Here is a 14,168-nt window from a genome sequence, read left to right on the forward strand (position 1 = left end):
ACACCCGTTCCCATACCGAACACGGAAGTTAAGCTCTTTTGCGCCGATGGTAGTTGGGGGATTCCCCCTGTGAGAGTAGGACGTCGCTGGGCACTAATAAAAAAGTCGTTACCGAGTAACCGGTAACGACTTTTTTTGTTTGTAAAATAATAATGCACCGCCAGAAAGAAGTAAAACTATTAAGGCTATCTATATTTGGTTGCTTTCATAGGGGAAACTGGTTTCTCTTGCTGCAAATATTCGACTTTGAAGGGAATGAACAAAAATTAAGTGTACATATAATAATGAAGTGCATAGCTGAGATACAAAATGGGAGTACAAATTACTATGGTTTGGGATTCTATTGTGGAACTTATCAACACATCAAATTTAACTAACCTAGGGTCGCTTCTACAGACCATTGATACTCAGGATAACCCTGGGTATATTATTAGTGGAAAATAGCAAAGAAGACTATATAGTTATAATTTAAGGAACTATATTGAAGGGTATAACGTATCACATGGAATGCGAGAATATATGAAAGGGACCTAATTAGAACAGTGGGACTGACATTAGATATGTATTTCAAGATGATACACCCTTACCAGATAAATGAGACAGTCGCGTTAATCGTATATATTGTAGATCGAAAGATATACTAATCTGTTTTGCTGTATTTGTTTTAGTCAGTTGAAAGTAGAAGTGCAATTTAATCTGCACTTCTGCTTTTTTTAATTTAAACATTGAAATAGAGTTCATCAGTCTTTACTCTCAATCTCGCCTTTGTTATATTGATTATAGAACAAAGGTGAGGGGATTGTATGATGAGATTGGGAATTGTTTTTTCTTTAATAGCAAGTGTCTTTTTGTCACTTACTGCGTGTAGTAAGGAAAAAGAGGAGGCATCAGAAATGGGTTCTTTAGGAAACATAGAAGGTGTATGGGAGGGGACCATCAATATTTCAAACCAACCACTACCAATTATCGTGGAATTTGAAGCGGACAAAGGGATGATTAGTATTCCATTACAAGGATTAAACGATTATCCATTAACAAGTGTGAAATTAACGGAATCGGACCTGTTCTTTAATATGAATATACAAGGTCAAAAGTTAACGTTTGATGGTAAAGTCGAACAAGAAAAGATTACGGGAACATTTACTCAGCAAGGGCAGGCTTTCCCTTTTGAATTGGTAAAAGGAAGTAAGGAAGAGGAAGTAGAAAAAGATCGTTTGGTTGAAGTGAAGGTAAAAGATGGTATCATATTTAGCCAACTAGAAATTCCTCAAGGGGAGGGGCCCTTCCCGCTTATGGTCATCATTGCTGGTTCTGGTCCCACGGATCGAAATGGAAACTCTATTGCATTACCGGGGAAAAACAATAGCTTGAAAATGCTTGCTGAAGATTTAGCAGTAGAAGGCGTGGCAACTTTGCGCTACGACAAGCGAGGAGTTGGTAATAACACAGGTTTGGCAGGCAAGGAAGAAGATTTGCGATTTGAACAATACATTGATGATGCGGCTGCATTGGTACAATTTGCAAAGGTTGATGAACGCTTTTCGAAGGTTGGAATAATCGGTCACAGTGAAGGTTCTCTTATTGGAATGGTCGCTAGTCAAAAAGCAGACGCAGATATGTTCATTTCCATTGCTGGAGCTGGAAGACCTATTGATCAGGTACTCCTTGAACAACTCCAAACACAACTTCCACCAAACCTATTGGAAGAGTCTATCGATATTCTAGAATCGTTAAAAAAAGGTGAGCAAGTGAAAACGGTAAGCCCAGAATTGCAAAGTATATTCCGCTCATCGGTTCAACCATATGTGATATCCTGGCTAAAATATGACCCCCTTGAACAATTGCAAAAGTTTAATGGACCTGTACTCCTAGTGAATGGCAATTTAGATATTCAAGTCCCTGTAAAAGATGCAGAGCTATTACATCAAGCTAATAAAGATTCAGATTTACTCATTGTTGATAAGATGAACCATATATTGAAGGAAGCACCATCCGATCGAGAAGGAAATATCGCTACCTATTCTGATCCGAATCTTCCATTAGCAAAAGGTTTAATAGATGGTATAGTGGAATTCTTACAAGAACGTGTAAAATGAATAGATGGCTGAAAATAAAATGCTGAACTTTTTGGAGTTCAGCGTTTTGTTATAGGGGGAAATAGGATGAGAGAAAATGCTATCCGACTAGATGGAGGGTTTCATAACGACGTTTATTACATGGAGAAAAAAGGAAAAATAGTTAGAGTGTCTAATGCTAGAAAAACAAAGGAAATGGTTTTACAGGAAATTGAATGGATGAATTTCCTATACAAACATGCAGTTGCCGTTCCCAAGCCCGAAATGCATTTGGAAGAGGAAAACAGCCGGGTGATAACGTATTTCGAATTTGTTAAGGGCGATGTGATGGATGTGACAAACGCATTACATTGGAATGAAAAAGTATTTGAACAATGGGGAAAGACCTTAGGAAGGATGCATGTTCTATCTAAAAGGTTCCAGGTAGAAGAAATACATCGACCTGTTTGGACAGTGGAGAATACGGATGTGTTTGGTATTAGAGCAAGCTTATCCTCACTGTTAAGGGATCGTTACGACAGGTTGATGCAAAGCCTGAGTGCGTTTTATAGCATGGAAAGCACATTTGGTATGATTCACAATGACTTTCATCAAGGGAATCTAATCATTACAAATGAAGGTATTATTACTACGATTGACTTTGATGACTGTGCATTCAATTGGTATGCGCAAGATATAGCAGTTGCCTTCTACCATGCATATTGGCAACATAGCTCTTACAATGGCAATTCAAAAGCTTTTTCTCAGATATTTATGAACCATTTTCTTTCGGGTTATCAAACGGAAAATTTGCTTCATAAGGACGTTATAAGGCAAATTCCTATATTCCTGAAAATAAGGGAGATCTATTTATACCAGCTATTTACTCAGAAGTGGGATAAGAATAATTTGGAAGAATGGCAAGAGTATACTTTGGTGGACTTGGAGGAAAAAATTTCGAACAAAACGCCATATGCAGGGATAAGTGACTTTTCCATCTTCTTGTAATATCTAAAAGCAAAAAAGAGTCTAAATTCTAGTATGAATTAGACTCTTTTTAGTAAGTTATGAAGTAGTTCTTCGTTTTTTGTTTTTCAAAGTAGTAGCTAGCGTCGGAATAGACATACCAACTAAAATAACGAGAATTCCAAGCACTTGTAGCCACGATAAGGCCTCTTTCAACACAAGTACCGAAACAATTACAGCAACCGGTAACTCCATAGCGCTTAATATAGAAGAAACGGCACCTCCAACTTTTGGAACAGCAATTACGAATAAGTAAATTGGAATAATAATGCCAAGTAGTCCAAGAGCTAGTCCGTAAAATAGTAGTGATTCCGTAAATAATTTCCCGTTCCAAACAATTTCAGGGCTTTGAAAAAAGGCTATCATGACAGCTGCAATAAACGAAACAAATAGGAGACGAGTAGTGGTATTCATCCCTTCTACTTGCTTCGTATTGACGTTCATATTCAACGAGAACGAAACCGCAGCTGCAAATCCGTACACCCAGCCTCTCCAGTCAATACCACTTAAATCGACATCAAGAACACCAGCAGCTAATATCGTTCCGATAAATAGAATAATAAGTGAAATTACTTCTGGTCTCGTAGGCAATCTTTTTCTTAAAATACAATCGATTAACGTGCCAATCCATGTGAATTGGAATAACATTACGACCGCTAAAGAAGCAGGCAAGTAGATTAGCGCTTGTCCATAAACTATCCCTGTCATACCTGTAAAGATACCTGCTAATAATATAATTTTGCCCCCGCCATATAAACGAGGGAGTTTCCGCTGCGTTACTAGATAGATAATTAAAGCTAAAAGAAAACCTATAATATATTGACTCGCAACGGCTTCAGAAGCTGTGTAGCCCTCTCCAATTGCGAGTTTCACCATTGTTGATAAAGTCCCATAAGAGCTGGCTGCAAAAACAACCATCAGTGGGTAAATCCATAATTTCATAAAATTTCTCCTTTAATCGGCCTTTACTGTTTTTACCATATGATAAAAAGGTTCTCCGATAATTGTCCAAGGACATACATTATCAAAACTTAGTCGATTATACAAGCTTATTGCGGCATATTTTCCTGTTTCTACATTTAGAGATAGTTTGCCGCCTCCGAAGCTTTTTACTAATTGCTCAGCGTAATTTAAAAGCATTGTGCCAATGCCTTGACCACGATAAGTAGGGTCCACGACAACTGTATCTATATACCATTCCCCAGGTAACGTTTCGGGATCTATTTTGACTGCAGTTCCCTTTTTATTAGAAAGGTATGCTTCTAAGTTTGCATCGAGTGTACTAGATTGTTCAGCCGAATAAAACACTAGCACACCAGCAATCTTACTTTCTACTTCTGCAATATACGTATATAAATAAGAATGACGATTATCGGTCCGAGTAAACAAATGCTCGAATTCTTTCGTTACTTTTGTTTCCTCTGTTTCTCCTGTGATATGCATAGCGATATCCCCAATTGCTTCCATGATTAGAGGAACCGCATTTTGGGCGTCTTCTTTACGTGCATTTCTAATAGAAATGTTCATTGTTCATCCACCTTCCCAATGAAACATTATAACAGAACTATGGCCCCAAAGGCTATGTTAGTAGAATCCAAGTACGCTGTATCCTGGTGCTCCTGCGCAAAGCTCTTCGCAAAACAAAAAAACATTTCGCAACCATTGTATGTCCCTCATCGTGAAGTCCAATAGGCAAGTTCCTCTAGTGTTACTAATTCACTTGTTTGCACCGAGCTGTGCGTAGGAGTTGGAATGGAGAAACCCTTATACAAAAGATTTTATAATTTTTGTAAAAAAATTTTGAAACCTTTTTGTTCTACATATAGTAGAATAGAGGAGAACAATTAAAGGAGGAATGACAATGGACTTCGAATCAATACCCTGGATGCTTATATTGCCGCTATTGGTTATCCAACTTATATTAATACTTGTTGCTATTATTGACTTAATCAGGGTAAGTAATACAAACGGCCCTAAATGGTTGTGGGCATTGATCATTGTTTTAGGTAATCTAATCGGACCAATTATCTATTTCATCGTAGGGAGACGAAACGAATGAAAACATTACTTCATATGCAAGGTTTAACAAAACAATATGGAAAAGAAAAAGCGGTAGATAGTCTAACCTTTTCACTAATCAAAAACACGTCAACTGCACTTATTGGACCAAATGGAGCAGGGAAAACAACGACTTTGTCGATGCTCGCAGGACTACTAAAACAAACATCCGGAACGATTGTATTTGATGGAGAAATTACAGAGGATATTCGAAAAGTAATCGGGTTTTTACCGCAATATCCTAAGTTTTACTCTTGGTTGACTGCTCTAGAATTTACCGAAATGGCTGCAAAGTTAAGTGGGGTTGATCCCAAAATAGCAAAGCAGGAAGCAGAAAAAACACTAGAATTTGTAGGTCTAACAGATGCGAAAAATAAAAAAACAGGCACATTTTCCGGGGGCATGAAACAGCGCCTAGGGCTTGCACAAGCAATCGTTCATAAACCAGCGTTATTGCTTTTAGATGAACCAGTCTCTGCATTGGATCCATTAGGCAGGCGTGAAATAATGAACTTACTAAAAGAGTTACAAGTAACAACGACCATTTTATATTCGACTCATATTTTAAATGACGCAGAAGAAATGACGGATCAATTAGTGTTTTTACGAAAAGGAAAATTAGTGGAGCAAGGTTCCATGCAAGAATTCCGGGAGAAATATGCAAATCCTATGTATAAGATTTATTTTACTTCTACTGAGGAAGCAGCAAAATTTGTTGAAATCTCTCCATGGCCAGCTAGACAGGAAGATTCAATTGCTTTTATTCATATAGACGAGAAAAAACCGGTAATGAACGAAGTACTGCGTATACTTGCAGATAGTAATTCGAGTTTGTTAAAAGTAGAGCGAGCGACTGCTAGTTTAGAAGAAATATTTTTACAGGTGGTGAATAAGGATGAGTAATTTTTCGGTATTATTTCAAAAAGAGTGGCGAGAAAATGTACGGAACTTTAAAATTCTTTGGATACCACTCGTGTTTTTGTTGTTTGGTATCTCGGACCCTTTGACCAATTATTATTTACCGCAAATACTGAATGCAGTAGGAAATATGCCAGAAGGAACTGTTTTTCCGTTTCCTGAATTAACACCGGAGCAAATCGTCATGACGACGGTCAGTCAGTACCAGTTTATCGGGATGTTAGTAATAACGCTCGGATTTGCAGGTATTATTTCAAGGGAGCGAAAGAACGGGACTTCAACGTTTTTATATGTGCGTCCAATTTCGTATATGAGCTATGTGTATAGTAAATTTAGTGTGATGTGCATACTAGTGATTGGTAGTGTCATACTTGGATTATTAGCAAATTTATATTATACGAATGTTCTCTTCGGTGCAGTGGGTGCAGGAGCATTTGTAGGCTTTCTTGGAACATATATCGTCTGGTTGTTGTTTGTAGTTAGCATTGTCCTATTCTCAAGCGCGGCATTTTCTACTGCAATTGCTTCAATTGTTTCTCTTGCACTCGTTTTATTTGTTCAATTTATCGATGCTTTACTTGGAGCTTACTGGACAATTTCACCTTGGAAAATACCTATGTATGCAGGGTATGTATTAAATGGAAGCGTGGATAAAACACCATTTATTTGGAGTTTAATAATTACTTTATTAGCGATTGTTATATTGATACTCGGAGCAGTTTATTTCGCTAAAAGGAATATTTCAAAGACAAAAATATAAAAAAACTATTTCGAGGTGAAAAAAGATGCCAACTCGCAATTCTGATCGATTTGTAACAGCATATAATCGAATAGATCAACTTATGAAAGACGTTATTGGAACGCAAGAGCATATGGCATTTTATCGATTGATCGATTACGCGAAAAAAAAGAATGCAGTAATAAGGAAATATGAACTAGATTTGCGAGAGTATGGTGATCTTCGAAATGCAATTATTCATAATCGCACCTCGATGGATTTTGCAATTGCAGAACCGCATGAAGATGTTGTACTAAAAATGGAAGAAATTGAAACGGCTTTGAGGACTCCGGTAACAGTCGGCAGCATGTTCCGAACGAATGTGACGATGTTTCAACAAACGGATTCCTTGAGTTATGCGTTAAAAGTCATTAAAGACAAAAAGTATAACCAATTTCCAGTGTATGACGGTACGCAGTTTAAAGGGTTAATTACACCAGTTGGAATTACAATGTGGATGGCTAGCATGGTGGAGTCTAAAGACTTTTCTAGATCACGGACGACATTAGGTGAAATTCTTGCACATGAAAATGACAGGGAAAATCATCAATTTATGGCCAAGCAAGAATCCGTTTATGAAGCATTGGAAATTTTTAAGGCAGCGGTAACAAGAGGGCGGCGTTTAGAAGCACTGCTAATCACTGATGACGGTAAGCCAAATAACAAACTGATTGGAATTGTTACACCGATGAGTTTGATGAAAATTAAATAATCCGAATGAATTTCTCCAAAAGTCGTCTTTTCTCGTCCGTTTTCGAGTAAAATGGAAGTGTCATACATTAGGGAAAGGAGGATTAACATTTGGAACAGCATGAAAAGGTTCAACAACAGCCAGCCGGTGACATGTCAGTAGGGGAGTGGCTCATTACGATGCTTATTATGATTATCCCAATCGTAAACATCGTCATGCTTTTTGTCTGGGGATTTGGAAGTCCAGACAAACGTCGTAACTATGCTCGAGCATCACTCATTTGGATGGCTATTAGTATTGTACTTATTATAATTTTTTATGGTGCTATTTTCGCAATAATTTTCTCTACGAGTTCATTTTAAATTTATTTCCCGGGAAATAACATTATTCGACATGGTAAAGTATCCTTGTGCTAAATACACGGATACTTTTTTACATTTGATATAATAATGAACAAGGAGTGAGTTAATATGAGAATTGCTTTGTTTGGAGCTACTGGACGTGTGGGAAGTGACATACTTTTATTACTTTTGAAAAACAATATAGAAGTAACAGCGCTTGTAAGAGATTTAGAGAAAGTGCAACCTCACGATAGATTGACCGTCCTACAAGGGGATGCAAGAGAAGCATCTGATATACAGCGTACATTAAAAAATGCAGATGCAGTGATAAGTGCCCTTGGGACAGATCGGAAGACTGTATTAACAGAGTCTATTTCACATATTATTGCAGAGATGAAAAATCGGAATATTAATCGTATAATAACTATTGGAACAGCAGGCATATTGACAAGTAGGCTAGAGCCGGATCTTCTTCGTTATGAATCATCCGAATCGAAACAGAGATCAAAAGTAGCTGCAAAAGAACATCATCGAGTCTTTATGATGTTAAGTGTATCATCGCTAGATTGGACGATTATTTGTCCAACGTATTTGCCTACTGGCACAGCAACTAATGAGTATATGATCGAACGAGATAGGTTACCAGTTGGAGCAGTTCGAACGACAACTGGAGATACAGCTTTATTTGCATATAACGAATTCATCGAGAATAAACATATTGGTTATAGAGTAGGTATTATGAGTCCCGAGTAATTTAGGAGAAAATAAATGAAAAAGTGGTTAGTAGGATTAATTGTTATAGCAATTGCTTTATACATAGGGAATTATGGGATTAAAACAACAGAAATTACAGTAGAATCTGGTAACATCCCAATAGCATTTAATGGTTTAAAGATTGTACAAATTTCTGATTTACACGATGCAACATTCGGTGAAAACCAAGAAAAACTTGCAAAAAAAGTCCGAAATGCGGAGCCGGATTTCATCTTCTTAACAGGAGATTTGATAGACAGTAATCGCTATGACTTGGAAAATAGTTTAGATGTGGTAAAGCAAATTATTTCGCTTGCACCTGTTTATTATGTTACAGGTAATCATGAAATTGCGACGAATGATGTGGATCATATTAAAGCTTCATTGACTGATTTAGGTGTAAAAGTATTATCAAATGAAGAAAAAATAATAGAAAAAGATGGAGAGCAGTTACGCATTATAGGAATTGAAGATCCATTGAATGGGGTATCGGTTGGGGATGCATTGAGCAAGTTCGATAAGATGGATGCCTATACACTAGTTCTATCTCATCGCCCAGAAACGTTTCGGGATTATGTAGATAATGGAGTGGAGCTTGTATTTACAGGACACGCCCACGGTGGTCAGATTCGAATTCCCGGATTAGGAGGACTTGTAGCTCCAGGTCAAGGTTTATTACCGAAATATACAGCGGGAATGTATACGGAAAATGAAACAAATATGATCGTTAGTAGAGGTTTAGGAAATAGTGTTATGCCTGTTAGGGTGTTTAATACACCGGAAATTATTGTTGTTACATTAAAAGCCACATAAAAAGCCCCCTGCATTTTTGTAGGGGACTAGTAACTACTTATTATCTTTTCTATCCAATCGTTCTTTAAATTCCCCAAATTCTTGTTGTGCTTCGCCTTTGACTTTATCAAGCTTACCTTCAGCTTGTAATCTCATGTCATCGGTTGCATTTCCAATTTGATCTTTTGTTTCGCCTTTGACTTTGTTTACAGTACCTTTTAATTTGTCCGATAATCCACTCATGTGTATTCCTCCTCAAATTACGGTTCTATGAGGTATATACCCAAGTGGGATAAATATGAAACTATATAACTTATTCTATAATCACAAATTGCTTCAACATTGCATAGAATCTTGCCCCGTGACCTTCAGCTGCTTCTAGGAAGTACTTTTCCGTTATGACAAAGCTTCCACCATTTTTATTGTCTACTACATATACGTTCGTAACGGGACTATCCCACTCTGTGCCGCCATCGATTGCGTGCAGTTTATAACCTTCTACAGGATCACTTACAGATTCTGTTGCCGTCACTTTGGAATATTCTGAAGCAAGTTCTGTTTCTTTTGAAGCCACTATCTCTTCTGGAGTAAGGCCTTTAAATTGTTCAATTTTCATCGAAACTTCCGGATATCTTTCTTCTAATGGCTCTTTAGTCGTAATTATATCGAAGTTTTCGCCTTTCACAAGTTTGTATCGTGCTTCATCGATATAAATCACATATTCCGCATCTTTTCCTTCTTGGAGAACCACATCTGTTTCTTCTTCTGTTCCCTCTATACTTTGGGTAATTTCCTTCTCTGGTTCGAACATGTCCTTTATTTGTTTTATAAATGCCATCCCTGTGTCTGTTTGTGTGCTAAACAATATCATTATCAAAGCTGCAGCGGTAATAATAATTGGTGTTATTTTAGATTTCTTTTTCATGAATTTTTCCTTTCTACTCTTTTGTTGGAAAAGCTCTTGATCTATATGATTCCAAATATCGACTTTTATTTTATCTTGGGAGTCCTCTGTTTGATCGAGTATTTCTTTTTTTATTTTTTTATCCATTTGATCCATGCTCATTTCCCCTCCGTTTCAATTAGATATAGTTGGTCTTTCAACAGGTTTCTCCCGTTAAAAAGCCTTGACTTGACGGTGTTTTGGTTCAGATCTAAAATATCTGCAATTTCTTTTTCGGAAAATCCTTTTATATATTTCAGCAATAGTGGAATACGGTACAAATCCGCCATATGCTGGATGACTCCGTATAAATCACTAACACCTTCGTTTGAATGCTCCGTTAACTGTGGATTTCCCTCCATTAACGAAGTATCTATAGGCACAACCTTTTTTTCCTTTGATAAAATTCGGTTACATTCATTGACTAAAATTCGATAAAACCAAGCACCAAAAGAAAGGGTAGGATTATAAGACGATATATTGCGATATACACGAATAAAAGCTTCTTGCACGGCATCTTTTGCAAGCTCATCGTCCCGAGTAATGGCTTTTGCTGTTCGAATGGCATATCCAGCATACTCATCGTAAAACTTGTGAAATGCCTCTCTATTTCCTTTTTTAATTTCTTTTAAAATATCTTCATGCATGTAACTTGTTCCCTCCTTTCACTTATATATACCCTTCAAGGGAGCAAAAAGTTTAGTGGAAATAAAAAAAGCTTAAAGTAAATACTTTAAGCAGTGGAAATGACTATTTAAACCAACCTTTTTCTTTAAATCTGGCAATCGCTTCAATTCGATTACCTACATCTAACTTATCCAAAATAACGGAGATATAATTGCGTACAGTACCCGTAGTAATATAAAGTTCTTTTGCAATTTCTTTTGTATTTCTCCCGTTTGCAATCAATTCCAGTACCTGGCTTTCCCGCTCGGTTAAAGGATTTTCACCTTCATACGCGATATCGACTAGCTCTGGTGCATAGATACGGCGACCATCCATAATAATGCGGATGGAATTCGCGAGTTCTTCACTGGGGCTATCTTTCAGTAAATAACCACTTACCCCAGCTTTTCGTGCACGTTCAAAATAGCCAGATCTTGCAAAAGTAGTTAAAATAATGATTTTACAATTATTTTCTTTTAATTGTTCTGCAGCATCTAGTCCACTTTTGACCGGCATTTCAATATCCATTATACAAATATCAGGCTGCAGTTGTTCGATTAACATCAAGGCTTCTTCCCCATTATTCGCTTTTCCGACAACTTCCATATCCTCTTCCAAGTCTAAAAGTGAACCAAGTGCTCCAAGTACCATTCGTTGATCCTCTGCAATGACAATTCGTATCATGTCTCATCCTCCTGTCTTGTTTGTTGAATCACAATGGGCACACGTATATTCAGTGTTGTACCGTTTTTCGAGTGAATGTCTAAACTACCATTCACAAAGTCTAGTCTTTCCTTTATACCACGAAGGCCATGACCTTTTGACCAATCATTTATCGTATCGATTCCAGCGCCATTATCATGTACTTTAAGCAATGTTTCTTTGGTGGATTGTTTAATCGAGATTGAACATGAAGAAGCACCGCTATGTTTTACAACGTTAGTGACCGCTTCTTTTAAGCACATGCTAAGTACATTTTCGACAAGTAACGGGGTATTTCTAAGTTCTAATGTTCCGGTTATTTTGCAGGAAATTTCTGCTGCGAGAAGTATTTGTTTCACTCGAAAAAGTTCATCTTCCAGTTTATTCCCGCGCATATTTGCCACTAGTTCTCGTACCTCTTTCAAAACAGAGCGCGCAGTCTGATTAATATCATTAATTTCATTTTTGGCTTCTATGGGATTTTTTTCAATAAGTCGACCTGCTAAATCACTTTTTAACCCAATGAGGGATAGCTTTTGTCCGAGTGTATCATGTAAATCTCGTGCAATCCGTTCTCTTTCTTCTATAATGACAAATTGAGAAATTCGCTTCTGAGCATCTTCAAGCTGACCTTCTAATAGCTCTCGCTTATTGCGGTTATATGTATTGAATGGCAATAATATCACCCCGATTAAACAAGCGATTAGAAAAGGGAGATGTGACAGAAAAAGTTCTGTTTGCTCAAAGAATCCAATCAGGACAGCTACAATGATAGCAACTATATGGATGCTATAAAGGATAAAAAAACTAACTTTATGTTGTATATGACCAATAAAGAAAGACAAAAAAATGGAAAAATAAATATAACCAAAAAGTTGTGTCATCGCTACACTAATTGCTATTTCAATAGCTACACATACATATAAAAGCCAACCGGTAGAAGTAAATGATAGACGATACGCAATAAAAAATAAAATAGTTAAAGTTAATCCAATGACAATTTCTATTAGTGCACTTGATTTAAAAATAAAAAAGAAAGGAAAAATACAAAAAACAATCCAAGCGTAAATACTTAACCAAGGATACTTTGGGAAAATCTGATACCATTTTGGCAACGAATGCACCTCACTTTTCTTTATTATAAATGAAAAACCATTCCGCGTTACAATGGAATGGTTTTTGCTAAAGGTTTATTTCCCTTCGTTTGTTACATTTTTAGCATGTAGCATTGTGGACTGCTTCTGTTGTTTGAGTAAGTGTTTAATTTCTTTAAAGGTTACAAAGTTTTTGTTTGCTTCATCAAACAAGCGGAAATGGATTGATTTTAAGCTAGTACGAAGATTGATCGTTGTTGCTTTTTGTAAAGGTGGAGTCGATTCATGCGCTTTTTCTAAGTTGTAGTTAGGAACTCTTGGGCTTAGATGATGCACATGGTGAAATCCGATATTACCAGTTACCCATTGTAAAACCTTTGGTAACTTGTAATAAGAGCTTCCTTCAACAGCAGCTTTTACATAATCCCAATCGGACTCGTCTTCAAAATACGAATCTTCAAACTGATGCTGTACATAGAACAACCAAATACCTAGTGAACCAGCAACGAATAAAATGGTTCCTTGAATGATTGCGAATGCTTGCCATCCTATTAACCAAATCATTAGAGCATACAGTACAACAACCGAAATATTGATCAAGTAGGTGTTATTACGCTCTTTCGGACGGGCATCTTTTCGATTAAATCTATTGCTGACTAAAAATAATAACGCAGGTCCTAAACCGAACATCACAATAGGATTTCGATAGAGACGATAGGAAAGTCGTTTCCAAAAATTCGATTCTATATATTCTTCAACGGTCATCATCCATATATCACCGACACCGCGTTTATCTAAATTTCCACTTGTTGCGTGATGGATATTATGTTCACGTTTCCATTTTTCATAGGCAAATAACGTAATAATTCCTGTGATTGTACCAGTAATATTGTTAGCTTTTTTATTTTTGAAGAAAGAACCATGCGTACAGTCATGAAAAATAATGAAAACACGAACGACAAATCCTCCAGTGATTATAGATAGAGCAACTGTGAGCCATACAGAAATATCTAAACTTATGTAGGCTAAATACCAAAAGATAAAAAACGGTGGAATTGTATTAATAAGTTGAATAATACTCTTTTTCAACTCAGAGTTTTCAAATGGTTTTACATTTTTGCGTAATTCAAGTGTTTTTTCTCTACTCATTTTTATTCCTCCTACAAGGGAATTATTATCCTAACTATAAAGGTACGCCGTCATTAGGAGTAGGCATAAACGTCAAGTCTTAAGTATGACAAGTGTCATATAGGAACAAAGAATATATTAGAAAAGTACAGTATATCCTTCATGTGCATAGTGTCACCAGGCTTGAAATATTTATGTAAAAATAAATTAACAAATCAATAGTA

General features: G+C 36.7%; 17 protein-coding genes and 1 rRNA gene. 10 read left to right on the forward strand and 8 right to left on the reverse strand.

The genetic code is table 11. The features are described from left to right. The 3 genes from rrf to BMZ04_RS12355 all read left to right on the forward strand — a co-directional run. Nucleotides 1-92, forward strand: a 5S ribosomal RNA gene (gene rrf / locus BMZ04_RS12345); the annotation flags it as partial. Between the two features lie 714 nt (nt 93-806). Beyond that, the gene (locus tag BMZ04_RS12350; protein ID WP_255367907.1) at nt 807-2,096 is read left to right on the forward strand and encodes an alpha/beta hydrolase family protein; all 1,290 of its coding nucleotides are present in this window, start codon (nt 807-809) and stop codon (nt 2,094-2,096) included. 66 nt (nt 2,097-2,162) lie between these two features. Then, nucleotides 2,163-3,062: a phosphotransferase enzyme family protein gene (locus BMZ04_RS12355; RefSeq protein WP_093270739.1), complete on the forward strand. Its 900-nt coding sequence runs from the start codon at nt 2,163-2,165 to the stop codon at nt 3,060-3,062. A gap of 57 nt (nt 3,063-3,119) precedes the next feature. On the opposite strand, the gene BMZ04_RS12360 is transcribed toward BMZ04_RS12355, so the two are convergent. Both BMZ04_RS12360 and BMZ04_RS12365 read right to left on the reverse strand, forming a co-directional pair. Then, nucleotides 3,120-4,022 carry an EamA family transporter gene (locus BMZ04_RS12360; RefSeq protein ID WP_093270742.1) on the reverse strand — a complete coding sequence of 301 codons (903 nt, stop codon included), beginning with the start codon at nt 4,020-4,022 and terminating at the stop codon, nt 3,120-3,122. A 12-nt stretch (nt 4,023-4,034) separates the two neighbouring features. Further along, nucleotides 4,035-4,607: a GNAT family N-acetyltransferase gene (locus BMZ04_RS12365; RefSeq protein WP_093270745.1), complete on the reverse strand. Its 573-nt coding sequence runs from the start codon at nt 4,605-4,607 to the stop codon at nt 4,035-4,037. A gap of 334 nt (nt 4,608-4,941) precedes the next feature. Here BMZ04_RS12365 and BMZ04_RS12370 point away from each other — a divergent pair, with 334 nt between their 5' ends. The 7 genes from BMZ04_RS12370 (at nt 4,942) to BMZ04_RS12400 (ending at nt 9,432) form a co-directional block, all read left to right on the forward strand. Next, entirely contained in the window at nt 4,942-5,139 is a 198-nt protein-coding gene (locus BMZ04_RS12370) for a PLD nuclease N-terminal domain-containing protein (RefSeq protein WP_093270748.1), read from the forward strand. Further along, nucleotides 5,136-6,041 (forward strand): ABC transporter ATP-binding protein, encoded by a 906-nt coding sequence (locus BMZ04_RS12375; RefSeq protein ID WP_093270751.1) that lies wholly within the window; start codon nt 5,136-5,138, stop codon nt 6,039-6,041. The genes BMZ04_RS12370 and BMZ04_RS12375 overlap by 4 nt, the downstream gene beginning before the upstream one ends. Next, a complete protein-coding gene (locus BMZ04_RS12380; protein ID WP_093270754.1) occupies nt 6,034-6,816 on the forward strand; it encodes an ABC transporter permease in 783 nt (260 codons plus the stop codon). Before BMZ04_RS12375 ends, BMZ04_RS12380 begins: the two co-directional genes overlap by 8 nt. 25 nt (nt 6,817-6,841) lie before the next feature. Continuing rightward, nucleotides 6,842-7,546, forward strand: coding sequence for a CBS domain-containing protein (locus BMZ04_RS12385; protein WP_093270757.1), 705 nt, complete (start codon nt 6,842-6,844; stop codon nt 7,544-7,546). A gap of 89 nt (nt 7,547-7,635) precedes the next feature. Further along, nucleotides 7,636-7,887 carry a hypothetical protein gene (locus tag BMZ04_RS12390; protein ID WP_255367908.1) on the forward strand — a complete coding sequence of 84 codons (252 nt, stop codon included), beginning with the start codon at nt 7,636-7,638 and terminating at the stop codon, nt 7,885-7,887. A 108-nt stretch (nt 7,888-7,995) separates the two neighbouring features. Further along, the gene (locus BMZ04_RS12395) at nt 7,996-8,619 is read left to right on the forward strand and encodes an NAD(P)-dependent oxidoreductase (RefSeq protein WP_093270760.1); all 624 of its coding nucleotides are present in this window, start codon (nt 7,996-7,998) and stop codon (nt 8,617-8,619) included. Between the two features lie 15 nt (nt 8,620-8,634). Next, nucleotides 8,635-9,432 (forward strand): metallophosphoesterase, encoded by a 798-nt coding sequence (locus BMZ04_RS12400; RefSeq protein ID WP_093270763.1) that lies wholly within the window; start codon nt 8,635-8,637, stop codon nt 9,430-9,432. A 33-nt stretch (nt 9,433-9,465) separates the two neighbouring features. Here the strand turns inward: BMZ04_RS12400 and BMZ04_RS12405 are convergent, their stop codons facing one another. The 6 genes from BMZ04_RS12405 to BMZ04_RS12430 form a co-directional block, all read right to left on the reverse strand. Continuing rightward, complete coding sequence (locus BMZ04_RS12405; RefSeq protein ID WP_369802663.1) at nt 9,466-9,654, reverse strand: CsbD family protein; 189 nt, start codon at nt 9,652-9,654, stop codon at nt 9,466-9,468. 70 nt (nt 9,655-9,724) lie between these two features. Further along, nucleotides 9,725-10,471 carry a hypothetical protein gene (locus BMZ04_RS12410; RefSeq protein ID WP_093270769.1) on the reverse strand — a complete coding sequence of 249 codons (747 nt, stop codon included), beginning with the start codon at nt 10,469-10,471 and terminating at the stop codon, nt 9,725-9,727. A 2-nt stretch (nt 10,472-10,473) separates the two neighbouring features. After that, on the reverse strand, nt 10,474-11,001 hold the full coding sequence (locus BMZ04_RS12415) for an RNA polymerase sigma factor (RefSeq protein ID WP_093270773.1): 528 nt from the start codon (nt 10,999-11,001) through the stop codon (nt 10,474-10,476). Nucleotides 11,002-11,104: 103 nt separating this feature from the next. Next, the gene (locus BMZ04_RS12420) at nt 11,105-11,704 is read right to left on the reverse strand and encodes a response regulator transcription factor (RefSeq protein WP_093270776.1); all 600 of its coding nucleotides are present in this window, start codon (nt 11,702-11,704) and stop codon (nt 11,105-11,107) included. Beyond that, complete coding sequence (locus BMZ04_RS12425; protein ID WP_093270779.1) at nt 11,701-12,837, reverse strand: sensor histidine kinase; 1,137 nt, start codon at nt 12,835-12,837, stop codon at nt 11,701-11,703. The genes BMZ04_RS12420 and BMZ04_RS12425 overlap by 4 nt, the downstream gene beginning before the upstream one ends. A 75-nt stretch (nt 12,838-12,912) precedes the next feature. After that, nucleotides 12,913-13,965 (reverse strand): Delta(5) desaturase DesA, encoded by a 1,053-nt coding sequence (locus tag BMZ04_RS12430; protein ID WP_093270782.1) that lies wholly within the window; start codon nt 13,963-13,965, stop codon nt 12,913-12,915. Nucleotides 13,966-14,168 lie beyond the last annotated feature (203 nt).

The organism is Psychrobacillus sp. OK032, from assembly GCF_900111345.1.
In the GTDB taxonomy this organism is placed as follows: domain Bacteria; phylum Bacillota; class Bacilli; order Bacillales_A; family Planococcaceae; genus Psychrobacillus.

Excerpts from the sequence above, each read along its gene's own strand:
- BMZ04_RS12350 (WP_255367907.1), top strand. The coding sequence starts at position 807 with ATGAGATTGGGAATTGTTTTTTCTTTAATAGCAAGTGTCTTTTTGTCA.
- BMZ04_RS12410 (WP_093270769.1), bottom strand. The coding sequence starts at position 10,471 with ATGGATCAAATGGATAAAAAAATAAAAAAAGAAATACTCGATCAAACA.
- BMZ04_RS12355 (WP_093270739.1), top strand. The coding sequence starts at position 2,163 with ATGAGAGAAAATGCTATCCGACTAGATGGAGGGTTTCATAACGACGTT.
- BMZ04_RS12430 (WP_093270782.1), bottom strand. The coding sequence starts at position 13,965 with ATGAGTAGAGAAAAAACACTTGAATTACGCAAAAATGTAAAACCATTT.
- BMZ04_RS12415 (WP_093270773.1), bottom strand. The coding sequence starts at position 11,001 with ATGCATGAAGATATTTTAAAAGAAATTAAAAAAGGAAATAGAGAGGCA.
- BMZ04_RS12375 (WP_093270751.1), top strand. The coding sequence starts at position 5,136 with ATGAAAACATTACTTCATATGCAAGGTTTAACAAAACAATATGGAAAA.
- BMZ04_RS12380 (WP_093270754.1), top strand. The coding sequence starts at position 6,034 with ATGAGTAATTTTTCGGTATTATTTCAAAAAGAGTGGCGAGAAAATGTA.
- BMZ04_RS12385 (WP_093270757.1), top strand. The coding sequence starts at position 6,842 with ATGCCAACTCGCAATTCTGATCGATTTGTAACAGCATATAATCGAATA.
- BMZ04_RS12400 (WP_093270763.1), top strand. The coding sequence starts at position 8,635 with ATGAAAAAGTGGTTAGTAGGATTAATTGTTATAGCAATTGCTTTATAC.
- BMZ04_RS12420 (WP_093270776.1), bottom strand. The coding sequence starts at position 11,704 with ATGATACGAATTGTCATTGCAGAGGATCAACGAATGGTACTTGGAGCA.
- BMZ04_RS12360 (WP_093270742.1), bottom strand. The coding sequence starts at position 4,022 with ATGAAATTATGGATTTACCCACTGATGGTTGTTTTTGCAGCCAGCTCT.
- BMZ04_RS12395 (WP_093270760.1), top strand. The coding sequence starts at position 7,996 with ATGAGAATTGCTTTGTTTGGAGCTACTGGACGTGTGGGAAGTGACATA.
- BMZ04_RS12370 (WP_093270748.1), top strand. The coding sequence starts at position 4,942 with ATGGACTTCGAATCAATACCCTGGATGCTTATATTGCCGCTATTGGTT.
- BMZ04_RS12365 (WP_093270745.1), bottom strand. The coding sequence starts at position 4,607 with ATGAACATTTCTATTAGAAATGCACGTAAAGAAGACGCCCAAAATGCG.
- BMZ04_RS12405 (WP_369802663.1), bottom strand. The coding sequence starts at position 9,654 with ATGAGTGGATTATCGGACAAATTAAAAGGTACTGTAAACAAAGTCAAA.